Genomic DNA, 21,634 nt, shown 5'->3' with positions numbered 1-21,634 from the left:
GAGTGTAGTGTGGTCCTGATGCAGAGTACCTGAGCATGAATTCAGTCGACTGGCGTCGCCCGGACAGGCTGCATGCAAGCGTGGCGAATTTGCTCGCCGGGTTCGTGCTCGTACTCGCGGCCGCAGTCGCCTCGCTCCACCCCGGAATCGTGCGTGCGCAAGAGGGGGCTGGCGGAGGCGTCGCGGACGACGCCGTCGAGTTCGCCGTCCTGTCCTTCAGCCCGCTGCAGGAAACCCATGCGCGCTGGCAACCGCTCGTCGATTACCTGAACGGCACGGTCGAGGGGGCGCGTTTCGTCCTGCGCGTGCATCACCTCGACGAACTCGTGGCGGCGCTGGCGGATGGCCGGATCGACTTCGTGCTTGTGAATCCGGCGCTCTACGTGCAGCTCACCTACGAACACCATCTGTCCTCGCCACTCGTCACGCTGGTGAACAAGGAGGACGGCGTGCCCGTCAGTGCCTTCGGCGGTGTCATCTTCACCCGTGCCGACCGCTCCGACATCGACTCCTTCGATGATGTCGGCCGCGCGCGCGTTGCCACCGCAGGGCGCGCCGCATTCGGCGCCTACCAGATGCAGGTGGCGGAGTTGCTGCGCGCGGGCGTACGGCCGCCGCAGGAGAAGCTCCTTGTCGAGACGGGGCAACCGCAGAGCAGGGCGATCGATGCAGTGCTGGACGGGCGCGCCGATGTCGGCTTCGTCCGTTCCGGCCTGATCGAGTCGCTCACCCTTCAGGGGCGGCTCGACCCGGCGCAGCTTAAGCTCATCGGCACGCGTCAGTATCCCGGATACCCGTTTCCGGTGAGTACGCGCCTGTACCCGGAATGGCCCGTCGTCGCCATGCCGCAGGTACCCCATGACCTCGCGCGGCGTGTCACCGCGGCGCTGCTGGCCCTGCCTCACGACGGCGAAGTCGCGGACACGCTGCAGATTTCCGGCTTCACGATTCCGGGCGATTACCGGCCGGTAGACGACCTGCTGCGCGGATTGCGCCTGCCGCCCTTCGACCGGGCGCCCGAGTTCACGTTCGTCGACGTCTGGCGGCGGTGGAAACCGTACGCCGTCGCACTGCTGTTGGCGGGCTTCGCTCTCGCCGCGTTCGCGACCTTTCGCCTGGTGCGGATAAATCGCCGCCTCGCCCGCGCCCAGCAGGAAAGCCAGCGCCTCGCGGCGAATCTGTCGCAGGCGCAGTCGGTCGCACAGATAGGCAGCTGGAATCTCGACGTGCGGAGCGGCTCGCTCCTGTGGTCGGATGAGACCTACCGGCTCTTCGGTGTCCGCCCCGGGACGCCCGTCACATACGAGGATTTCCTGCAGTGCGTTCATCCAGACGACCGGGATGTAATCGACCGGGCCTGGCAGGCCGCGCTGAAAGGGGCTCCCTACGACGTCGAACACCGCATCCTGCGCAACGGCGGCGTCGCGTGGCTGCAGGAGCGCGCAGATTTGCGCCGCGACACGGACGGCAAGCTTGTGGGCGCCATCGGCACGGTCCAGGACGTCACTGCGCGCAAGCTCGCCGACGAAGAGCTGCGCAAGCTGTCGCTCGCCGTCGAGCAGAGCCCTGAATGCATCTTCATCACCGATCCGGCCGGAACCATCGAGTACGTGAACGACGCATTGGTCCGCATCACGGGTTTTTCCCGTGAGGAGGTGCTGGGACGCAATCCGCGCATCTTCAAGTCGGGCAAGACCCCGAACGAGACCTTCCGCGAGATGTGGTTGACGCTGCAGCGCGGCGAGATCTGGCAGGGCGAGATCGTCAACCTGCGGCGCGACGGCAGCGAGATCATCGAGTACTCGATCATCGCGCCGGTGCGCGAGACCGACGGCACGGTCAGTCATTACCTCGCAATCCAGCAGGACATCACCGAACGCAAGCAAGCGGCCGAACGCATCCACCATCTCGCCTTCTACGACGAGCTGACCGGCCTGCCCAACCGCAGCCTGCTCATCGATCGCCTCACGCAGGTGCTCGCTTCGCGCCAGCACCAAGGCTATCGGGAGGCCTTGCTGCTGTTCAACATCGACCGCTTCCAGGTCGTCAACGACGCCCGTGGCAGCGTACTCGGCGATGCCCTGCTGAAGGCCGTGGCCGCGAGACTGCGCGAGGTCGTGCGTGAAGGCGACACCGTGGCGCGCATGGCCGGCGACGAGTTTGCCCTGATGCTGCCGGTGGTCGACCGCACGGCCGAGGCCGCGAGCCGGCATGCGCTGCAGGTCGCCCGCAAGATCCAGTCGACGCTGGAAACCCCATTCGAGCTCGGCGGGGAGACCGTTCGCATCACTGGCAGCATTGGCATCACGCTCTTCCCCGAGGAGGACAGCGACACGGCGAGCGAAATCCTGCGCCGCGCCACCACGGCCCTGCATCGCGCCAAACAGGGTGGCGGCGGTCACCCGGCCTTCTTCGAAGCCAGCATGGGTAAATCCGCCGCCGAGAGCTTCCGCATCGAGCGCGAATTGCGTGCCGGCATTCCGCGCGGCGAGCTTCGATTATTCCTCCAGCCGCAGTTCAGCGCCGCGGGCGAGGTGGTGGGGGCGGAGGCGCTGGTGCGCTGGCAGCATCCGGAACGCGGTCTGGTTCCGCCGGGGGTCTTCGTGCCGGTCGCCGAGGAGTCCGATCTCATCGTCGAACTGGGCGTCTGGGTCATGAACGAGGCTTGCCGGCTGGTGGCGGTTGCGGACGCGGCCGGCCTGCCCCTCGCGCTATCCGTGAATATCAGTCCGCGGCATTTCCGCAAACCCGAATTCAATTCCTGGGTGCGAAGTGTGCTCGACCGGACCGGTGCGCCTCCCGAGCGGCTCACACTCGAGATCACCGAGGGATTGATCATCGACAACGTGAGCGACGTGGTCGCGAAGATGCGCGAATTGTCCGCCCTGGGCATCCACTTTTCGATCGACGATTTCGGCACCGGTTACTCTTCGCTCGCCTACCTGAAGCGCCTGCCCATCGACGAACTCAAGATCGACAAGACCTTCGTGCAGGATGCGCCGCACGACCCCAGCGATGCCGCGCTGGTGGAAACCATCCTCGCCGTTGCTCGCCAGTTGCAGCTGAAGGTGGTCGCGGAAGGGGTGGAAACGGCCGAGCAGGCGGAGTTTCTCAACAGCCGCGGCGAGGTCGTGCATCAGGGGTATCTGTTCGGCCGCCCGGCGCCTGCCGACGAGTGGCTCGCGCGCTGGGCAGCGGACGCCGGCGCCTGACGCAGGCGCCACGGCCCGAGCTGGGCGACCGTCTCCGGCAGCCCTCGCCGGCCTTCAGTCGCCCTTTGCGAGCTCGGCCAGCAGGATGGTCTGTGCCGCGCGATGTACGCCGCGCGGCGTCTTGTGCCGGTAGCGGCCATCTTCCAGCATTTCCCACGCCTGGCAGTTGTCGCCCAGGTAGGCGCGCAGCCCCTCCTTGATCACGCGGCGCTTGAGGCGCGGGTCGAGCACGGGGAAGGCGATCTCGATGCGGCCGAAGAAGTTGCGGTCCATCCAGTCCGCGCTGGACAGATAGACCTTGTCCTCGCCGCCCGCGCGGAAATAGAAGATGCGGTGGTGTTCCAGGAAGCGCCCGACGATGGAGCGCACGCGGATGTTGTCCGAAAGGCCCGCAACGCCAGGTCGCAGCGCGCACGGACCGCGCACGATGAGGTCGACTTCGACGCCGGCCTGCGACGCCGCGTAGAGCGCCTCGATCGTTTCCGGTTCGAGCAGCGCGTTCATCTTCGCCATGATCTGTGCGCGTCCGCCCTGGCGCGCGATCTCCGCTTCGGCCTTGATCGCTTCGACCACGTTGCGTTGCAGGGAAAATGGCGCCTGCCACAGATGCTTCAGGGTGGATGCCTGACCCAGGCCGGTCAGCTGCTTGAAGACCTCGGCGACGTCCTGGCCGATCTCCTCGTTGCAGGTGAGGAGCCCGAAATCGGTGTAGAAGCGCGTCGTGCGCGGGTGGTAATTGCCGGTGCCCAGATGCACGTAGCGGCGCAGCGCCCCGTCCTCCCGCCGCACCAGCATCAGCAGCTTAGCGTGGGTCTTGTAGCCGAACACGCCGTATACGACGTGGGCGCCCACTTCCTCGAGCTTGTTCGCCCAGGTGATGTTGGCCTCCTCGTCGAAGCGGGCGCGCAGTTCCAGCACCACCGTCACTTCCTTGCCCTTCTGGGCGGCGCGCACGAGATGGTCCATCAGCACCGAGTCGGTGCCCGTGCGGTACACCGTCATCTTGATCGCGAGCACCTGCGGATCGTCCGCCGCCGCCCGCAGCAGCTCGATGACGGGGCTGAAGCTCTGGAACGGATGGTGCAGCAGAATGTCCTGGCGCCGGATCGCATCGAAGATCTCGACGCGCTGTTCCAGCGCCTTGGGCAGGCGTGGCAGGAAGGGCGGGTAGTTCAGGTCCGGACGGTTCACCCAGTCCGGCACCTGCATCAGGCGCACCAGGTTCACGATCCCCGGCGTGCGGTACAGCTCCTTCGGCGTGAGACGAAAATGCTGCAGCAGGAAGGCGGCCATCTCTTCCGAGCAGTTGTCCGCCACTTCCAGCCGCACCGCATCGCCGAAATGGCGCTGCTGCAGTTCGCCCTTCAGCGAGGCGCGCAGATCCTTCACTTCTTCCTCATCGACGAAGAGGTCCGAGTTGCGCGTCACGCGGAACTGGTAGCAGCCGTTGACGTGCATGCCGGAGAACAGCTCGCCGACGTGGCGGTGCAGGACGGAGGACAGGAACACGAAGCTGTACTCATGCTCGCAAATCTCCGAGGGCAGGCGGATCACGCGGGGCAGCGCACGCGGCGCCTGCACGATCGCCGCGCCCGAGTCGCGGCCGAAGGCGTCGAGGCCTTCCAGCTCGACGGCGAAATTCAGGCTCTTGTTCAATACGCGCGGGAACGGATGCGCCTGGTCCAGTCCGATGGGCGTGAGCACGGGCATCACTTCGCGCATGAAATAGTCGCGCACCCATGCCCCCTGCGCCTCGCTCCACAGGCTGCGGCGCAGGAACACGATGCCCTGAGCCTCCAGCGCCGGCAGGATGTCGTCGTTCAGCAGGGCGTATTGCTCGGCGATCAGCGCATGGACTTCCTGGCTCACGCGGTCGAGCAGCTCGTTCGGCAGCAGACCGTCGGTGCCCGGGGTACGGCTGCCCAGCCGGATCTGCTCCTTGATCCCCGACACGCGAATCTCGAAGAACTCGTCGAGGTTGCTCGACACGATGCACAGGAAGCGCAGCCGTTCGAGCAGCGGCACCGTCTTGTCCGCCGCCTGCGCCAGCACCCTGCGCTGGAATTGCAGGAGCGACAATTCGCGGTTGATGAAGTGGTCGGTGGGGAATTGTTGCTGACGGGCGGGCCTGTGCATTGTTGCGGATCTTGTGCGCGGAAGTGATTGCACGATTATGTGACATTTGCGTTGCCAAATCATGACGCAGTGCGATCAGCATGAATCGCCGCGTGGCGGCCGAGGTCGCAGCGAACGCCTGTGCCGGGCGACTCCCGTGTGCGGTGATAGAATGCCCCCTTGCTTTGTAGCCGTCGCCTTCGCCCCTACCCATGATGCAAGAGCTGATCGCCGCGATCGATCTCGGATCCAACAGTTTCCGGCTACAGGTCGGAAGGATCGTCAACGACCAGATCTATCCGCTCGACGGGCTCAAGGAAGCGGTGCGCCTCGCGGCGGGCCTGTCGTCCAACAAGATTCTCGATGCTGCGGCCCAGCAGCGCGGCCTGGCCGCGCTGCAGCGCTTCAACGAGCGCCTGCGTGGTTTCGACGCCGATTCCGTGCGTGCGGTGGCGACGAACACCCTGCGCGTGGCGAAGAATGCGCCGGGTTTCCTGGTGCAGGCCGAGGCCGCGCTGGGCGTGCCGATCGAAGTCATCGCCGGCCGCGAGGAAGCCCGGCTCATCTACGTCGGCGTCGCCCACACGCTGCCCGACCCGCACCGGCAGCAACTCGTCGTGGACATCGGCGGCGGCTCCACCGAATTCATCATCGGCAAGAGCTTCGAGCCCATCCTGCTCGAATCCCTGTACATGGGCTGCGTCAGCTACAGCCTGCAGTACTTCCCGGACGGAAAGATCGACAAGCGCGGGCTGAAGGACGCAGAGATGGCTGCCAGCCGCGAGCTGCAGGCAATCGCCCACGCGTACCGCGAAGTCGGCTGGGAAGTGGCCGTGGGGTCGAGCGGTTCGGCCAAGGCGCTGGTCGAGATCCTCGAGCAGAACGGCTTGTCCGACGGCGGCATCACGCGCGAGGGCATGGAGCGTTTGAAAGCCATCCTGCTGCGCGCGGGCAGCCTCGACCGCCTGCAGCTCGCCGGCCTCAAGGGCGACCGCCTGCCGGTCCTGCTCGGCGGCTTCGCGATCATGTCGGCAGTGTTCAAGGAATTCGGCGTCGAGCGCATGGTGTTCTCGGAAGGGGCGCTGCGTCTGGGCGTGCTGTACGACCTTCTCGGGCGCTATCACCACCACGACCTTCGCGACGCCACGGTGTCGGCATTCGTCGCGCGTTACGGGGTGGATCGCCGCCAGGCCGACGAGGTCGCGAACACCGCGGCCCACCTCTTCGCGGGGCTCGTTCCCGAAAGCGTCCATGGTGAGGGTGCGCATCCCGACCTGCGTTACCTGCGCTGGGCGGCCCTGCTGCACGAGATCGGCATATCGGTGGCGCATTCGAGCTATCACAAGCACAGCGCCTACATCCTTGCGAACGCGGACATGCCCGGGTTCTCGCGCATGGACCAGGGTCGGCTCGCGCGCCTCGTGCTTGCGCATCGCGGCAAGCTCGAGCGCGTGGCGGCGCTCGATCCCGACAGCCCCGACTGGCTGCTGATCCTCTGCCTGCGCCTTGCGGCCGTCATCCACCGTGCGCGCGACGGCCGCGGCGTACCGCCGATCCAGCTCCGGCGCGACGGTCGCGGGTTCATCGTGACGGCGAAGGAGGGCTGGCTCAAGCAGTTGCCGCTTACCGCGGCGGCGATCGACGAGGAGCAGCGGCAATGGTTCTCCGTCGGGCGCAGCCTTGTCCTGCACACGCACACAGGCCGCACGCTCGCCGCCTGAGGACTGAATGCGCAGCCCCGAGATCGCCACCGACGCGGCGACGGTGCCCGGCACACGCGGCCTGGTGCGCCTGCAGGGCGACTGGACGCTGCGCGCGCTTGCCCAACGACTGAGCACCTTCCGCCAACAGCTGGCGGGCAGGCGCGACGATGTGGCCTGGTCACTGAACGGCATCTCGCGCCTCGACAGCTTCGGCGCCGCGCTGATGTGGCACGCGTGGGACAAGCGCTGGCCCGAACGCATCGAGATCCCGGAGAACCTGCGCGCGATCATCGACCGTGTGGCAGCCAGCGCGGAGTCGCCGCTGCCGCGGGTGCCGCGCTTCAACCTCGTCGACGCCGTCATCGTCCTCGGCAGCACGCTGCTCTCGTTCCGCGATCACGCGCTCGACTTCACCCGCCTGCTCGGCCAATTGTGCCTCGATCTCGCTTACCTGCTGCGCCATCCGGCGGAATGGCCCCTGCGCGAGATCTCTGCCAACGTGTACAAGGCCGGCTTCAAGGCGATGCCGGTGGCGGCACTCGTGGGCTTCCTCATCGGCGTCGTCATGTCCTATCTTTCGGCGCTGCAGCTGCGCGCCTTCGGTGCGGACATCTTCATCGTCAATATCCTGGGGCTCGGCATCATTCGCGAGCTCGGGCCGGTGCTGGTGTCGGTGCTGGTGGCCGGCCGTTCGGGTTCCGCGATGACTGCGCAGCTCGGCGTGATGCGCGTCACCGAGGAGATCGACGCCCTCTCGGCGATGGGGATCTCGCGCACCATCCGCCTCGTCCTGCCCAAGGTCATCGCACTGACCCTGGCGATGCCCTTGCTGGTCTTGTGGACCTCATCGGTCGCGCTGCTCGGGGGCATGCTGTCGGCGTGGCTGCAGCTCGATCTCGGCATGGCCTTCTTCGTCGAGCGGCTGCCCCAGGTCGTGCCGCTCGCGAACCTCGTGATCGGTTTCGCCAAGGGGGCCGTGTTCGGGCTGATGATCGCCCTCGTGGCCTGCCATTTCGGCCTGCGCGTCAGCCCCAACACCGAAAGCCTGTCGTCCAACACCACTGCCTCGGTCGTTTCGTCGATCACCGTCGTGATCCTGATCGACGCGCTGTTCGCGATCGCCACACGCTCGATCGGGGTGCCGCGATGAACGCGAAGCCGGTGATCGAATTGCGTGGCATCGTCACGCGCTTCGGCGCCACTCTGGTGCATGACGGCCTCGACCTGACCGTGCAGCGCGGCGAAGTCGTCGCCTTGGTCGGCGGTTCCGGCAGCGGCAAGACCACCCTGCTGCGCCACATCATCGGCCTCACGCGGCCGGCCGCGGGGGAGGTGTCGGTGTTCGGTGCGCCGCTGTTTTCCGGGAGCGTCCGCGAGCAGCGCATGCGGCGGCGCCGTTTCGGCGTACTGTTCCAGCACGGTGCGCTGTTTTCCGCGATGAACGTTGCCGAAAACATCGGCTTCCCGTTGCGGGAACTGCGCCTCGCAACCGACGCCGAGATCGCCAACCTAGTTGCCCTGAAGCTCTCGCTGGTCGAACTCGAACCGGCGACCGCGCTGCTGATGCCCGCGGAGCTCTCGGGCGGCATGGTCAAGCGCGTTGCCCTCGCGCGGGCCCTCGCGCTCGAGCCCGAACTGCTGCTGCTCGACGAACCGACGGCGGGCCTGGATCCGGACCGCAGCATGGCTTTCGTTGAACTCGTTCTCAGCCTGCAGCGCCAACTCGGACTTACCGTCGTGCTTGTGACCCACGACGTCGATACGCTCGCCGCGTTGGCGACGAAAATCGCCATACTCTCGGATCGGTGCATCGTGAGCTGCGCCTCGCTCGAGGAAACAATGGAACTGGACCACCCCTTTGTCGACGGCTTCTTCCGCAAACCCTTCGGCCTGCGCGCAGGTGTCCGGAGCGGAGGAGCGCGCTGATGGAAAATCGCGCACACGCCCTCGCGGCGGGACTCTTCGCCATCGTTCTCGGCGCCGCGCTGCTCGCCTCTCTGTGGTGGTTCTCGGACGACGGCGATTCGCAGCGCACCTACATCCTCGAGTCCGCCGGCACCGTCACGGGCCTGAACCTCGAGGCACGGGTGCGCTATCGCGGCATGGCCGCCGGAAAGGTGTCCGACATCGCCATCGACCCCGAGGATCCGCGCAAGATCCTCGTCCATATCCGCCTGCGCAGCGACATTCCGCTGACGAAAGGCACGCGCGCCAGTCTCGCCTACCAAGGCGTCACAGGGCTCGCCTACGTCCAGCTCAACGACCGTGGCGAGAATCCGGAACCACTGGTGGGGGAGGGCGAAGAACCACCGCGGCTCAAGATGGAACCGGGGACGATGGAGCAACTCACCGACACCACCCTCGACGCCGCGCGCAGGCTCCGACTGGTGGCAGACAAGCTCGGCGAGCTGGTTACCGACGAGAACATCCGGCGGATCGGAAACACGCTGCAGAAACTCGAATCCGCAGCGGCCGGGGCCGACCGGACGCTCGCCGACGCGCCGAAGACGCTGGCATCGATCCGCGCCGTGCTCAACCAGGAGAATCTCGCGCGGCTCTCGAACACCCTGCAGAACCTCGAGCGCGCGAGTGTCGATGCCGGTCCGGCCATCGGCGAGCTCAAGGTCCTGATGGCGAAGTTGAACGGGCTCGCCGAGCGCGTGGATGCCGCGACCACAGTTACCGGCGAGCGTGTGGCCGAAGAAACCCTGCCGCAACTCAACGCGCTGCTCGAGGAACTGAAGGGAACCTCGCAGCGCATCGGGCATCTCGTCGAGGAAGTCGACGCCACGCCGCAAATGCTGTTGCTCGGTCGCGCGCCCGTCGCAGCCGGCCCCGGTGAGACCGGATTCAATGCCAAGGCGTCCCCGGCCCGATGAATCTTCACGGAACTCTCATGACATCTCGAGGCTGGAAGCGCGGAGTGAGGATCCTCGCCGTGCTCTGCGCGGGTCTTGCGCTGGGTGCATGCGGCGGTCTGCCGCAACGGCAGGCCGTGCCTGCCATCTATGATCTGGGCTTGGCCGAAAGCGTTTCCCCGATGCCTGCCGTCCTGCCGGCGAAAATCGAAGTCCGTGCCCCGTCCTGGCTCGCGACGGCGGCGATGCAGTACCGGCTGGAGTACCGTCAGCCCGCGCAACGCCAGGTGTTTGCCGAAAGCCGATGGGCCGCCCCGCCTGCCGAAATGCTGGAGCGGCGGCTGCTTCAGGCGCTGTCCTCACCGTCTTCCACGGGCGGTGGTTGCCGCTTGCGCCTTGAAATCGACGAATTCAGCCAGGCCTTCGACGCCCCCGAATCGAGTGCAGCGGTCATCAGTGCGCGCGCTGAACTGTTGCCGTCGCGCGGTGAAAATGGGTTCGCCCGGATGAGCTTCGAGCTGCGCGAGCCGGCATCGAGCGCCGACGCGAAGGGGGGTGTCACGGCATTCCGCAAGGCGGGCGACCGGCTGACGAACGAAATCGCCCGCTGGATGGGCGGTCCCGCAGCGGGGGCGTGCCGTCGCTAGCCCACCGTGGCCCGGGCTGCGCACATCCTCCGTTCGACGGCAGGATCGGGCAAAATAAGCAGTTCATTACACACAAAGATCACGGGAGAGATGACGATGAGCGCACTGCCTCAGCAATCCGACAACGCACCGCTGCTGCTGCGCCGAGACGAGGGCGGCGTTGCTTACCTGACGCTGAACCGGCCCGGCCAGTTCAACTCCCTCTCGCAGGCGATGCTCGAAGCCCTGATCGCCGAGATCGACGCGATCGCGAAGGACGCGAGCGTGCGCGTGGTCGTTCTGGCGGGCGAGGGCAAGGCCTTCTGCGCCGGGCACGACCTGAAGGAGATGCGCGGCAACCACACGCTGCAGTTCCAGCAGGACCTCTTCCGCCTGTGCGGCAAGTTCATGGTCAAGCTCACCGAACTGCCGCAGCCCGTCATCGCCCGTGTCCACGGCATTGCGACCGCGGCCGGTTGCCAGCTGGTGTCGATGTGCGACCTCGCCGTTGCCGCTGACGTCGCGCGCTTCGCCGTGTCGGGCATCAACGTCGGCCTCTTCTGCGCAACCCCCAGCGTCGGCCTGTCGCGCAACATGGGGCGCAAGGAAGCCTTCGAGATGCTCGTCACGGGCGACTTCATCGACGCAGCGGAAGCGCAGCGCCGCGGGCTGGTGAACCGCGTCGTGCCGCTCGAGGCGCTCGATGCCGAGGTCGCGAAGCTCGCCGCCGCGATCTGCGCCAAGTCCCCGCTCGCGATCCAGATGGGCAAGCAGATGTTCTACCGTCAGCTCGAGATGGGCATGGAGGCCGCGTACCAGATGGCAGCTGAGACGATGGCGTGCAACATGATGAGCGAGGACGCCGCCGAGGGCATCGACGCCTTCATCGCCAAGCGCAAGCCGGAGTGGCGCGGGCGCTGAAATCATGCCGAACCGCGTTCCCGTAGGGCGGGAGTAGCGCAGCGCATCCCGCCAAGCGGCGCTCGCTCTCCCGCCGACGCCTTGGTATGCCGCAATGCTCATCGACACCCACATCCACCTCGACGCGGCGGAGTTCGATCCCGACCGCGAAGCGGTGATCGCCGCAGCGCGTGCGGCCGGAGTGGGGCGCTTCGTCGTGCCGGGGGTCGAGGTTGCCAACTTCGACAAGGTCGCGGCCCTGTCGGATGCGCATGGCGACATCGTCCATGCGTTCGGCATTCATCCGCTGTATGTCGCTGGCGCCTGCACGGACGATCTCGACGTCCTGCAGGAGCGCCTCGCAAATGGGCGGGCCGTGGCGGTCGGGGAGATCGGCCTCGATTTCTACGCGGAGAATTTCGACCGCGCCACGCAGGAGCAGTACTTCGTCGAACAGCTCAAGCTCGCCCGCCGCTTCGGGCTTCCCGTCATCCTGCATGTCAGGCGCGCGGTCGACGACATTCTCAAGCATCTGCGCCGGATCGAGGTGCCTGGTGGCATCGCCCACGCCTTCAACGGCAGTCGCCAGCAGGCCGATGCCTTCATCGCGTTGGGTTTCAGGCTCGGGTTCGGCGGGGCGATGACCTTCGACGGCTCGCGCCGAATCCGCAACCTCGCGGCGACGCTGCCATTGGATTCGATCGTGCTCGAAACGGATGCGCCGGACATCCCCCCCGCCTGGGCGCAGGGAGGGCGCAACGAGCCGGCCGATCTGCGTCGCTTTGCCGAGGTGCTGGCCGGATTGCGCGGCCTGTCCGTTGCCGAAATCGCCGAGGCCACGGGACGCAACGCCTGCGCCGTCCTCCCCGCGCTGGCGCGCGGCTGAGCTGAGGGCTGGTCAAAATGAGCAGCCCGCGAGCCGCGGCGTCCGGGTTTCTCAGTCGCTGGTCGCGGCAGCCTTGCGCTTCATGCTTGCCGACTGCGCGATGAGCTCTGCGATATCGCGTTTCAGGCGTGTCACGTCGCTGTCGAACTTGTCGTAGATCATCAGCGAGATTCCGAACACATAGGCGTAGAGCAGCATGCAACGGCTCGACGCTTCCTCCATCGGCACCCCGCACGCGAGGAACAGATCGCGAGCACAGCGCAGCCGGATGTCGTCAACTTCGGCGACGATCGCCGCCGCGTCGGCGTCGCGGCGCGCCCAGTCGCGTACCGCGAGCTCGATCGCGGCTCCGCGCCGGCTGCGGCTCGTGCTATAAACATCGATGACGTGGTAAATCTGCTCCAGCTCCCGGCCGGGCTGGGCGCGCGTCTGCTTGACGATGTCGCGGATCCGCCCGTCCTTCCACACCTGGAGGACGGCCAGCAGCAAATCCCGACGATCCTGAAAGTGCCAGTAGAAGCTGCCTTTCGTGACCTTCAGGCGTTTTGCGAGCACTTCCACGCGAAGTCCGGCGATGCCCTCTTCGGCGAGGACCTCGGTGGCGGCGCTTACCCATGCATTGCGGTCGAGCTGGACGCGCGGTTTTAGAGGCTTGTTTTCCATACTACCTAGTATTGACTAAAGTCTGACCATACGGTACCGTATGCACTCCATACCCATGCGTATGGAACGATTTTTTCGGTCGGCGGTCAAGTGTTCATCGCAACGGCGTATTTTTGGTCTGGTGGCGGTAACATGATTCCCTTTCCACAATTTCGACCGACCTAACACGCAAAGGAGCGCGGCATTGAAGATCCTGGTACCCGTCAAACGCGTAGTCGATTACAACGTCAAGGTGCGAGTCAAGGCTGACGGCACGGGCGTCGATATCGCGAACGTGAAGATGTCCATGAACCCCTTCGACGAGATCGCCGTCGAGGAAGCCGTGCGGCTGAAGGAAGCCGGCGTTGCGACCGAGGTCGTGGCGGTGAGCTGCGGTGTCGCGGCCTGCCAGGAGACGATCCGCGCCGCGATGGCGATCGGTGCCGACCGCGGCATCCTGGTCGAGAGCGACGCCGACCTGCAGCCGCTGGCTGTGGCGAAGCTGCTGAAGGCGCTGTGCGACAAGGAGCAGCCGACGGTCGTGATCTGCGGCAAGCAGGCGATCGACGACGACTCGAATCAGACCGGCCAGATGCTGGCCGCGCTGATGGGCTGGCCCCAGGCGACGTTCGCCTCCAAGGTTGCGCTCAGCGATGGCGTCGCCAACGTGACGCGCGAGATCGATGGCGGTCTCGAGACCCTCGAGATGAAGCTGCCGGCGGTCATCACCACCGACCTGCGCCTCAACGAGCCGCGCTATGCGACGCTGCCGAACATCATGAAGGCGAAGAAGAAGCCGCTGGAGACCGTGAAGCCGGCCGACCTCGGCGTCGATGTCGCGCCGCGCCTGACGACGCTGAAAGTGGCCGAGCCGCCCAAGCGCAGCGCCGGCGTGCGCGTCGCGGACGTCGCGCAACTCGTCGACAAGCTCAAGAACGAAGCGAAGGTGATCTGAACATGGCGATCCTGGTTATTGCAGAACACGACAACGCGAGCCTGAAGGCCGCCACCCTCAACACCATCTCGGCCGCCGCCAAGCTCGGTGGCGAGGTTCACGTGCTGGTCGCCGGCGCCAACTGCGGCGGGGCTGCCGAACAGGCGGCGAAGCTTGCAGGCGTGGCGAAGGTGCGCGTCGCCGACGCCGCCCATTACGAGTCGCAGACGGCCGAGAACGTCGCCGCGCTGGTCGTCGCCAATGCTGCGGGCTACACCCACATCCTCGCCCCCAGCACCGCCAACGGCAAGAACGTCGCCCCGCGCGTGGCGGCGCTGCTCGACGTGGCGCAGATCTCCGACATCGTCGCGGTGGAGTCGGCCGACACCTTCGTGCGCCCGATCTACGCCGGCAACGCGATGGCCACCGTCAAGTCGTCGGATGCCGTGAAGGTGATGACCGTGCGCACGACCGCCTTCGAGGCGGCCGGGCAGGGCGGTTCCGCGGCGGTGGAAGCCGTGGCTGCCGCTGCGGACCTGGGCCTGACCAGCGTCAAGGGGCGCGAGCTCACCAAGAGCGCACGCCCGGAACTCGGCGCCGCCAAGATCATCGTCTCGGGTGGCCGCGGTCTGGGCAACAGCGAGAACTACCACAAGCTGCTCGAGCCGCTCGCCGACGCCCTGGGCGCCGCGCTGGGCGCCTCGCGCGCCGCGGTCGATGCGGGCTACGTACCGAACGACTACCAGGTCGGCCAGACCGGCAAGATCGTCGCGCCGCAGCTCTATATCGCCGTCGGCATCTCGGGCGCGATCCAGCACCTCGCCGGCATGAAGGACTCCAAGGTGATCGTCGCGATCAACAAGGATCCCGAAGCGCCGATCTTCCAGGTGGCGGATTACGGCTTGGTCGGCGATCTGTTCGAAGTCGTGCCGGAGCTCGCCAAAGCTGTCGGCTGAATGCTGTAGAAATATAAAAAAGTTGCACAAGGACTGCGCCCGAATGGGCGCAGTTTCACAATAAGCAGGTCTCGGGAGAAGAACACATGAGTCAATACACTGCGCCGATCCGCGACATGCAGTTCGTCATGCGCGAGCTGGCCGGCCTCGATGAAGTCGCAAAATTGCCCGGATGCGAGGAAGTGTCCGCGGATCTGGTGGACGCGATCCTCGAAGAGGCGAACAAGTTCGCCAGCGGCGTCCTAGCGCCCCTGAACCGGATTGGCGACCAGGAAGGTGCCAAGTGGGACAACGGTGACGTCCGCACCGCGCCGGGCTGGAAGGAAGCCTACAAGCAGTTTGCCGAAGCCGGCTGGACCGCGCTCGCGTGCGAACCCGAATTCGGCGGCCAGGGCCTGCCCAAGCTTGTCGCGACCGCAGTGATGGAAATGTGGAAGGCTTCGAACATGGCCTTCTCCCTGTGCCCGATGCTGACCAGCGGCGCGATCGAAGCGATCACGCTGCGCGGCACCGACGAACAGAAGGCAGCCTATCTGCCGAAGATGGTGAGCGGCGAATGGACCGGCACCATGAACCTGACCGAACCGCAGGCAGGTTCGGATCTCGCGGCCGTGCGTACGCGCGCCGAACCGCAGCCTGACGGCACCTACAAGATCTTTGGCCAGAAGATCTTCATCACCTACGGCGAACACGACATGACGGACAACATCGTCCACCTCGTGCTCGCCCGTCTGCCGGACGCCCCGGAAGGCGTGAAGGGCATCTCGCTCTTCGTCGTGCCGAAGTTCCTCCTCAATGCCGACGGCACCCCGGGTGCGCGCAACGACGTGCACTGCGTGTCGATCGAGCACAAGCTGGGCATCCACGCGAGCCCGACCTGCGTACTCGCCTTCGGCGACCACGGCGGCGCCATCGGCACCCTCGTCGGCGAGGAGAATCGCGGTCTCGAGTACATGTTCATCATGATGAACGAAGCGCGCTTCGCCGTCGGCATGGAAGGCGTGGCGCTGGCCGACCGTGCCTACCAGCACGCCCTCGCCTATGCCAAGGATCGCGTCCAGGGCACCGAGATGGGCGTGCGCGGCGGCCCGAAGGTCTCGATCATCCATCACCCGGATGTGCGCCGCATGCTGATGTCCATGAAGTCGCAGACCGAGGCCATGCGCGCGCTGGCCTACGTCGTGGCTGCGGCGAACGACGCGGCGCACCGTGATCCGGACGCCGCGGTGCGTGCGGAGAATCAGGCTTTCGTCGACCTCATGATTCCGGTCGTCAAGGGCTGGTCGACCGAGAATTCGATCGACATTGCTTCGACCGGCGTGCAGGTGCATGGCGGCATGGGCTTCATCGAGGAGACCGGTGCGGCGCAGCACCTGCGCGATTCGCGCATCACGACAATCTACGAGGGCACGACGGCGATCCAGGCTAACGACCTTATCGGCCGCAAGACGGCACGCGAAGGCGGCGTGACCATCAAGGCCCTGATCGCGGAGATCCGCGGCGTGCTCCCGCAACTCGCCGAGCACGGCAGCGACGATGCGTTCGTGGCGATCCGCAAGTCCCTCGAGTCCGGTATCGTCGCGCTGGAAGCAGCGGTCGAGTACGTGCTTGCGACCTACGGCAAGGACATCAAGGCCGCTTCCGTGGGTTCGGTGCCTTTCCTCAAGCTTCTCGGCATCGTTGCCGGTGGCTGGCTCATGGCGCGTGCCGCGCTGGTGTCGTCGCAGCGCATCGCCGAAGGCTCGACCGACGAGTTCTACAAGACCAAGATCGTCACCTCGCGCTTTTACGCCGACCACGTCCTGCCGCAAGCGCAGGCGCTGTCCTACACGGTCGTGAATGGCGCCGCGGGTGCGCTGGCGCTCGACGAAGCACAGTTCTGATGACGCAGCGGAGGTGGGTTACAGCCCTCCTTCGCGTGTTTCGGGTTGAAGTGATGTAAAAAAAGGGCCGCCCCGATCACTCGGGGCGGCCCTTCGCGTTTCAGCTCGGGATACTTACTGGACCTTCGCCTTGGCGCGCAGATCCATGATGTGCTTCTCGATCTTCTGTTGCTGCAGGCGCTGTTCCAGCTGCGGCTTCACTTCCTCGAAGTCGGGTGCCTTCAGGTCGCGCACGTCGTCGAGCTGGATCACGTGGTAGCCGAAGTCGCTCTTGACCGGCGTGTCGCTGTACTTGCCCTTCTCGAGCTTGACCATGGCATCGGAGAACGGCTTCACGAACATGCCCGGATTGCTCCAGCCGAGGTCGCCGCCGTTGTCCTTGGAGCCCGGATCCTTCGACTGCTTGGCCAGCGCGTCGAACTTCTCACCGGCCTTCAGCTTCGCGATGATCGCCTTGGCCTCGTCCTCGGTCTCGACCAGGACGTGGCGGGGCTTGTATTCCTTGGCGCCCATCTTGCTCTTGACGCTGTCGTATTCCTTTTTCAGGTCGGCGTCGGTGATCGGATTGGCCTTCACGTAGTCCTGGATGTAGGCGCGCAGCAGCACGGCCTGGCGGGCGAGGTCCATCTGGGCCTGCACTTCGCTCTTCTTGTCGATGCCCTTCTTGGCCGCTTCCTGGGCCAGGACTTCGCGGCGGATCAGTTCCTCGCGCACGGCGTCGCGGAGTTGCTGGTTGTCGGGTGCGCCCTGCGCACGCTGCTCGTTGAACATCACGTCCGCGCGCGCAGCGGGAATTGCCGTGCCGTTCACCGTGGCGGCGGGGCCGGCCGCATAAGCTGCCTGGCCGATCAGGCCGGCCATGAGACAAAGAGCGAGACGGCTGGGAAAGCGAATCATCAAAGTTCCTTCCTGTTGGGTTGAGTGTTGGCCTCTTCGGCCGTCAGGGCGCGAATGGCAAGGGCATGGATGCGGGTGCGCATCAGCTCGCCCAGCGCGCCGTATATGAGTCGGTGGCGTGCAACCGTATTCTTGCCGATAAATGCGTCCGACACCATCGTCATGCGGTAGTGTCCTCCGCCGCCTTTTGCGCCGGCGTGTCCGGCGTGCAGGGCGCTTTCGTCCTCGATCTCGATCGAGAGCGGATTCAGCGGCGCGAGCCGGTTCCTGATCTCGTCGATCACGGTCACGGCAGGACCTTCTTGTACGGGCGGACGCTGGTGCGCGCGAAGACGCCATTCGTGACGTAGGGGTCTGCCGCGAGCCAGGCTTCGGCGTCGGCCTGCGAGGGGAATTCGGCGATCACCAGGCTGCCGAAGAAGCCGGCCGGGCCGGGGTCGGGCGAGTCGATTGCGGGCATCGGGCCGGCGACCACGAGCCGTCCCTCGTCACGGAGCTTTTCGAGGCGTGCGAGGTGTGCGGGGCGCACCGCCATGCGGGCGTCGAGTTGGCCCGGGGCGTCTTCGCCCGTCAGCACGTATAGCATCAGCTGGTTTCCTCCTGGATGTGTTTGGAGAGGTAGAGGCCCTGGGCCAGGACGAACAGCAGCATCAGGCCCATGCCGCCGAAAAGCTTGAAATTGACCCAGGCTTCTTCGGAAAAGTTGTAGGCGACGTACAGGTTGAGCACGCCCATGCCGATGAAGAACGCCGCCCAGGCATGGCTGAGGCGCCCCCACACCGGCTCGGGCAGGCGCACCTGCGCTTCGAGCATCTTGCGGATCAGGTTGCGGCGGAACAGCAGCTCCGAACCCGCGAGCGTGATGCCGAACAGCCAGTACAGCGCGGTCGGTTTCCACTTGATGAAGGTGGGATTGTGGAAGAACAGCGTCGCGCCGCCGAATACGACGATGATCGCCAGGCTGACCCACAGCATCGTGTCCACCTTGCGGTGCCGCAACCATACCCAGCCGATCTGGCCGATCGTGGCGAAGATCGCGACGGCGGTTGCAATGAGGATGGGTGCCTGTGTGGCCTCGATGCCCTCGCCGAGGACCCGGGTGGCGAGATCGTGCGCCGCGGCCGGATCGTGTCCGGCGAACTTGTAGGCGGCAAAGAAGAGGATGACGGGAAGCAGGTCGAAAAGAATCTTCATGCGCGGGGATTATAGCGAGTCGGCGCCGCAATCGGTTCGCTCTACTCGCGTCCTGCCTCACTGCCGGCGGCGAGTACTCTGCCGCGCCGGGGGCCTTCGAGCGGCAGGTGGATGATGGCGCGCAGACCGCCGCCGCTGCGGGCGCGCAGTTCGAGCCGGCCCTCGTGGGAGGCGATGATGCGTTCGACGATGGCGAGGCCGAGGCCAGCACCCTTGGTATTCGAACGGGCCGTCTCGAGGCGCGTGAAGGGATGGCGCATGCGATCCATGTCCGCCTCGGGAATGCCCGGGCCACGGTCGGCGACTTCGATCAGGGCTTCGTCGCCGCGGCTCGAGAGGATGAGGCTGATGGGACTTTCCTCGCCGGCATAGCGCACGGCGTTGTCCATCAGGTTGCGGACCGCGCGGCGCAGCGGCAGGACGCGCACCGGTACCGGAAGGCTGGGCGGCGTGTCGAGGCGCACCTTGATGCCGCGCAGCCGGTAGGGTTCCGCGATGTCGGCGAGCAGGCCGGCGAGGTCTTCGAGCTGCAGGGGTTCCTGCGGCTCGCCGCGGCCGAAATCGAGGAACTGGCCGATGATGCGATCCATCTCCTCGACGTCGGTGACCATCGCGCGGACATCGGTGTCGGGGGCGCCGGACATCTCTATGCCGAGCCGCAGGCGTGCAAGGGGGGTGCGCAAGTCATGTGAAACGCCGGCGAGGATGAGCGCGCGGTCGGCGTCGGTGCGGGCGAGGTCGCCGGCCATCTGGTTGAACGCCCGTGCAACCGTGGCAATCTCCAGCGGCCCGCTTTCCGGCAGGTGTGGCGGGGTGCGCCCGCTGCCGACGACGCGTGCCGAGCGGGCCAGGTTGCGCAGCGGGACGCCGATGCGCGAAACGATCATGTAGGCGCCGATCAGTGCGGCGAGGAGCGCGCCGCCGCCCCACACGAGCCATTCCAGCGCTCCGGTCTGTTCCAGTCGCTCCGGCGGGAGCATCAGCCAGAAGTCCTGCTCGTCGTCGGGGTCGAGGCGGAAGCTCACCCAGAATCCGTCCAGCGCTTTCCAGCGCGAGGCGAAGCGGGTGTGGGTGCCGAGCTGGCGGCGGACCTCGTCGGTCAGCAGTTGCATGCCGCGCGTGTCGGGCAGCGGCTCGAGTTCGTCGCTGGGTTCGGCGGGGTAGATGCGCATGCCTTCCAGTGCGGCCAGCTCTATCAGCAGCTCGGTGCGCCGTTCCACCTCGGCATTGATGAGCGCCGCGCGCGTCAGGTTCACGACGCTGGCGACCATCTGGGCCAGGCTGCGCGCGCGCGCCGGCTCCCCGAAATGGCTGAAGATCTGCGACCAGGTTGCGAGCGCGAGCGTGAGGAGCAGGGCGATGAGGAAGAAGGTCTGCCATAGGAGCGTGCGCGGCAGGAGCCGCGCGAAGCGCGACTCCTGGTTCACGGGGGTAGCCGAAGGCTCCCCCGCTTCCGGCACGGACAGCTCAGGCTTCGTTGGCAGGCTTCGATTCATCCGGCACGAACACGTATCCGAAGCCCCACACGGTCTGGATGTAGCGCGGCTTGGCCGGGTCTTCCTCGACGAGCTTGCGCAGGCGGCTCACCTGCACGTCGATCGCGCGGTCGAATACACCGTATTCGCGGCCACGCGCCAGTTCCATGAGCTTGTCGCGAGACAGCGGCTGGCGGGGATGCTGGAGCAGGACCTTCAGCAGGGAGAACTCGCCGGTGGTCAGCGAGATCTCCTCGCCGTCGCGCACGAGCGAGCGCACTCCGAGGTTGACCTGAACGTTGCCGAACCTGACGACCTCATCCTCGATCGTCGGCGCTCCGGGCAGCGTCGGCGGCTGCCGGCGCATCACCGCGTGGATGCGGGCGACGAGCTCGCGCGGATTGAAGGGCTTGGCGAGGTAGTCGTCGGCTCCCATCTCCAGGCCGATGATGCGGTCGACGTCGTCGCCCTTGGCCGTGAGCATGATGATGGGGATGGCGTTCTGGTCGGCCCGCAGGCGGCGGCAGATGGCGAGACCGTCTTCGCCGGGAAGCATCAGGTCCAGCACCATCACGTCGTAATGCTCGCGGTGCAGGGCACGATCCATGGACGCGGCGTCCACGACGGCCTTCACGGTGAAGCCCTGTTCCTGGAGGTATCGCGACAGCAGCTCGCGCAGGCGGGCGTCGTCGTCGACCAGCAATACTCGATATCGGATCTTGGTGTTCATGGTGCGAATCCTATCCTGTTACATTTTCGCGTGCCAGCGCTCGCCGCGGCGATTTCCGCGGAACGGGTAACGTTTCGTAAGGGCTTGGGATATACGCAACACGCCCTTACACGTTGCCCTCTAAATCTTGGTCCGGACGCGCCGTAAATACCAATATAAAGGTATGGTTTCACCGTCCGCATCTGCAACGAACACCGCCCGCAGCGATCATGGCAAAAAGCTGTTCAACTTCCTGTACGGCATGCTCCACCGGCGACTGCGTGTTGCCGGGGGGACGGGCTTTGCGTCGTATGACGGGCGGCGTCATGCTCCTGCTCGTGTTTGTGTCGGCACTTTGTGCCGGCCCGGTGTTCGCACGCGAGAGCTCGCCGTCGCGTTCGGCGAAGGAAAGCGTGACCGCGCCGGGGTACGCGAGCGCGCGCGACAAGCGGCGCGCCGAGTTGCGCCGGGCGCTAGTGAGTGGTCCGGAAAGCTCGCGTTCTGCTGCGCAGGAGCCGCGCCGCCTGTCGCGCGAGCAGCGCGAGACGCTCTACCAGGAGCTGCGCCAGGCGATGCGGGATGCGAATCGCCCGCGCAGCGTGATGGAGCGCTGAGCGAAGCTCGTCCGGGTTCCCGTCGCATGC

General features: G+C 66.1%; 20 protein-coding genes. 12 read left to right on the top strand and 8 right to left on the bottom strand.

Annotation, left to right across the window (positions count from 1 at the left end):
- The first annotated feature begins 35 nt into the window (after nt 1-35).
- Nucleotides 36-3,212: an EAL domain-containing protein gene (locus GO615_RS02075; RefSeq protein WP_169125388.1), complete on the top strand. Its 3,177-nt coding sequence runs from the start codon at nt 36-38 to the stop codon at nt 3,210-3,212.
- A 54-nt stretch (nt 3,213-3,266) separates the two neighbouring features.
- Here the strand turns inward: GO615_RS02075 and ppk1 are convergent, their stop codons facing one another.
- The gene (gene ppk1, locus GO615_RS02070; RefSeq protein WP_169125387.1) at nt 3,267-5,348 is read right to left on the bottom strand and encodes a polyphosphate kinase 1; all 2,082 of its coding nucleotides are present in this window, start codon (nt 5,346-5,348) and stop codon (nt 3,267-3,269) included.
- Nucleotides 5,349-5,539: 191 nt separating this feature from the next.
- On the opposite strand from ppk1, the gene ppx reads away from it, so the two are divergent.
- The 7 genes from ppx (at nt 5,540) to GO615_RS02035 (ending at nt 12,300) form a co-directional block, all read left to right on the top strand.
- Nucleotides 5,540-7,048, top strand: a complete 1,509-nt coding sequence (gene ppx / locus GO615_RS02065; RefSeq protein ID WP_169125386.1) for an exopolyphosphatase — start codon at nt 5,540-5,542, stop codon at nt 7,046-7,048.
- 7 nt (nt 7,049-7,055) lie between these two features.
- Nucleotides 7,056-8,180, top strand: coding sequence for an ABC transporter permease (locus GO615_RS02060; protein WP_169125385.1), 1,125 nt, complete (start codon nt 7,056-7,058; stop codon nt 8,178-8,180).
- Nucleotides 8,177-8,956 carry an ABC transporter ATP-binding protein gene (locus GO615_RS02055; RefSeq protein ID WP_169125384.1) on the top strand — a complete coding sequence of 260 codons (780 nt, stop codon included), beginning with the start codon at nt 8,177-8,179 and terminating at the stop codon, nt 8,954-8,956. The genes GO615_RS02060 and GO615_RS02055 overlap by 4 nt, the downstream gene beginning before the upstream one ends.
- Nucleotides 8,956-9,909: an MlaD family protein gene (locus GO615_RS02050; protein ID WP_169125383.1), complete on the top strand. Its 954-nt coding sequence runs from the start codon at nt 8,956-8,958 to the stop codon at nt 9,907-9,909. The genes GO615_RS02055 and GO615_RS02050 overlap by 1 nt, the downstream gene beginning before the upstream one ends.
- 44 nt (nt 9,910-9,953) lie before the next feature.
- Nucleotides 9,954-10,535, top strand: a complete 582-nt coding sequence (locus tag GO615_RS02045) for an ABC-type transport auxiliary lipoprotein family protein (protein WP_169125382.1) — start codon at nt 9,954-9,956, stop codon at nt 10,533-10,535.
- A gap of 96 nt (nt 10,536-10,631) precedes the next feature.
- A complete protein-coding gene (locus GO615_RS02040) occupies nt 10,632-11,435 on the top strand; it encodes an enoyl-CoA hydratase (RefSeq protein ID WP_169125381.1) in 804 nt (267 codons plus the stop codon).
- A 94-nt stretch (nt 11,436-11,529) separates the two neighbouring features.
- Nucleotides 11,530-12,300 (top strand): TatD family hydrolase, encoded by a 771-nt coding sequence (locus GO615_RS02035; RefSeq protein WP_169125380.1) that lies wholly within the window; start codon nt 11,530-11,532, stop codon nt 12,298-12,300.
- 51 nt (nt 12,301-12,351) lie between these two features.
- Here the strand turns inward: GO615_RS02035 and GO615_RS02030 are convergent, their stop codons facing one another.
- Nucleotides 12,352-12,963, bottom strand: coding sequence for a TetR/AcrR family transcriptional regulator (locus GO615_RS02030; RefSeq protein WP_169125379.1), 612 nt, complete (start codon nt 12,961-12,963; stop codon nt 12,352-12,354).
- Nucleotides 12,964-13,147: 184 nt separating this feature from the next.
- Between GO615_RS02030 and GO615_RS02025 the strand changes: the two genes are divergently transcribed.
- The 3 genes from GO615_RS02025 (at nt 13,148) to GO615_RS02015 (ending at nt 16,715) form a co-directional block, all read left to right on the top strand.
- Nucleotides 13,148-13,897, top strand: coding sequence for an electron transfer flavoprotein subunit beta/FixA family protein (locus GO615_RS02025; protein ID WP_169125378.1), 750 nt, complete (start codon nt 13,148-13,150; stop codon nt 13,895-13,897).
- A 2-nt stretch (nt 13,898-13,899) separates the two neighbouring features.
- Entirely contained in the window at nt 13,900-14,832 is a 933-nt protein-coding gene (locus tag GO615_RS02020) for an electron transfer flavoprotein subunit alpha/FixB family protein (protein ID WP_169125377.1), read from the top strand.
- Between the two features lie 86 nt (nt 14,833-14,918).
- Complete coding sequence (locus tag GO615_RS02015; RefSeq protein WP_169125376.1) at nt 14,919-16,715, top strand: acyl-CoA dehydrogenase; 1,797 nt, start codon at nt 14,919-14,921, stop codon at nt 16,713-16,715.
- Nucleotides 16,716-16,829: 114 nt separating this feature from the next.
- Here the strand turns inward: GO615_RS02015 and GO615_RS02010 are convergent, their stop codons facing one another.
- From GO615_RS02010 to ompR, 6 genes are read right to left on the bottom strand one after another with little or no spacing between them, the layout of a single operon-like run.
- The gene (locus GO615_RS02010; protein WP_169125375.1) at nt 16,830-17,612 is read right to left on the bottom strand and encodes a peptidylprolyl isomerase; all 783 of its coding nucleotides are present in this window, start codon (nt 17,610-17,612) and stop codon (nt 16,830-16,832) included.
- A complete protein-coding gene (locus GO615_RS02005; protein WP_169125374.1) occupies nt 17,612-17,902 on the bottom strand; it encodes a BolA/IbaG family iron-sulfur metabolism protein in 291 nt (96 codons plus the stop codon). Before GO615_RS02005 ends, GO615_RS02010 begins: the two co-directional genes overlap by 1 nt.
- Nucleotides 17,899-18,198 carry a YciI family protein gene (locus GO615_RS02000; protein WP_169125373.1) on the bottom strand — a complete coding sequence of 100 codons (300 nt, stop codon included), beginning with the start codon at nt 18,196-18,198 and terminating at the stop codon, nt 17,899-17,901. Before GO615_RS02000 ends, GO615_RS02005 begins: the two co-directional genes overlap by 4 nt.
- The gene (locus GO615_RS01995) at nt 18,198-18,806 is read right to left on the bottom strand and encodes a septation protein A (RefSeq protein ID WP_169125372.1); all 609 of its coding nucleotides are present in this window, start codon (nt 18,804-18,806) and stop codon (nt 18,198-18,200) included. The genes GO615_RS02000 and GO615_RS01995 overlap by 1 nt, the downstream gene beginning before the upstream one ends.
- 41 nt (nt 18,807-18,847) lie before the next feature.
- On the bottom strand, nt 18,848-20,233 hold the full coding sequence (locus GO615_RS01990; RefSeq protein WP_339380078.1) for an ATP-binding protein: 1,386 nt from the start codon (nt 20,231-20,233) through the stop codon (nt 18,848-18,850).
- A gap of 40 nt (nt 20,234-20,273) precedes the next feature.
- The gene (gene ompR / locus GO615_RS01985) at nt 20,274-21,011 is read right to left on the bottom strand and encodes an osmolarity response regulator transcription factor OmpR (RefSeq protein ID WP_169125371.1); all 738 of its coding nucleotides are present in this window, start codon (nt 21,009-21,011) and stop codon (nt 20,274-20,276) included.
- Between the two features lie 305 nt (nt 21,012-21,316).
- Between ompR and GO615_RS01980 the strand changes: the two genes are divergently transcribed.
- A complete protein-coding gene (locus tag GO615_RS01980) occupies nt 21,317-21,604 on the top strand; it encodes a hypothetical protein (protein WP_169125370.1) in 288 nt (95 codons plus the stop codon).
- The last annotated feature ends 30 nt before the right edge of the window (nt 21,605-21,634 follow it).

Origin of the sequence: Aromatoleum evansii (genome assembly GCF_012910805.1) — a bacterium.
Taxonomy (GTDB): Bacteria; Pseudomonadota; Gammaproteobacteria; order Burkholderiales; family Rhodocyclaceae; genus Aromatoleum; species Aromatoleum evansii.
Note: the sequence above shows the minus strand (reverse complement) of the source record. Positions and strands in the feature narration are given on the sequence as shown.

Bases quoted from the DNA above. Each gene is read 5' to 3' on its own strand.
- GO615_RS02075 (WP_169125388.1), top strand. From the start codon at position 36: ATGAATTCAGTCGACTGGCGTCGCCCGGACAGGCTGCATGCAAGCGTG.
- ppk1 (WP_169125387.1), bottom strand. From the start codon at position 5,348: ATGCACAGGCCCGCCCGTCAGCAACAATTCCCCACCGACCACTTCATC.
- ppx (WP_169125386.1), top strand. From the start codon at position 5,540: ATGATGCAAGAGCTGATCGCCGCGATCGATCTCGGATCCAACAGTTTC.
- GO615_RS02060 (WP_169125385.1), top strand. From the start codon at position 7,056: ATGCGCAGCCCCGAGATCGCCACCGACGCGGCGACGGTGCCCGGCACA.
- GO615_RS02055 (WP_169125384.1), top strand. From the start codon at position 8,177: ATGAACGCGAAGCCGGTGATCGAATTGCGTGGCATCGTCACGCGCTTC.
- GO615_RS02050 (WP_169125383.1), top strand. From the start codon at position 8,956: ATGGAAAATCGCGCACACGCCCTCGCGGCGGGACTCTTCGCCATCGTT.
- GO615_RS02040 (WP_169125381.1), top strand. From the start codon at position 10,632: ATGAGCGCACTGCCTCAGCAATCCGACAACGCACCGCTGCTGCTGCGC.
- GO615_RS02035 (WP_169125380.1), top strand. From the start codon at position 11,530: ATGCTCATCGACACCCACATCCACCTCGACGCGGCGGAGTTCGATCCC.
- GO615_RS02030 (WP_169125379.1), bottom strand. From the start codon at position 12,963: ATGGAAAACAAGCCTCTAAAACCGCGCGTCCAGCTCGACCGCAATGCA.
- GO615_RS02020 (WP_169125377.1), top strand. From the start codon at position 13,900: ATGGCGATCCTGGTTATTGCAGAACACGACAACGCGAGCCTGAAGGCC.
- GO615_RS02015 (WP_169125376.1), top strand. From the start codon at position 14,919: ATGAGTCAATACACTGCGCCGATCCGCGACATGCAGTTCGTCATGCGC.
- GO615_RS02010 (WP_169125375.1), bottom strand. From the start codon at position 17,612: ATGATTCGCTTTCCCAGCCGTCTCGCTCTTTGTCTCATGGCCGGCCTG.
- GO615_RS02000 (WP_169125373.1), bottom strand. From the start codon at position 18,198: ATGCTATACGTGCTGACGGGCGAAGACGCCCCGGGCCAACTCGACGCC.
- GO615_RS01995 (WP_169125372.1), bottom strand. From the start codon at position 18,806: ATGAAGATTCTTTTCGACCTGCTTCCCGTCATCCTCTTCTTTGCCGCC.
- ompR (WP_169125371.1), bottom strand. From the start codon at position 21,011: ATGAACACCAAGATCCGATATCGAGTATTGCTGGTCGACGACGACGCC.
- GO615_RS01980 (WP_169125370.1), top strand. From the start codon at position 21,317: ATGCTCCTGCTCGTGTTTGTGTCGGCACTTTGTGCCGGCCCGGTGTTC.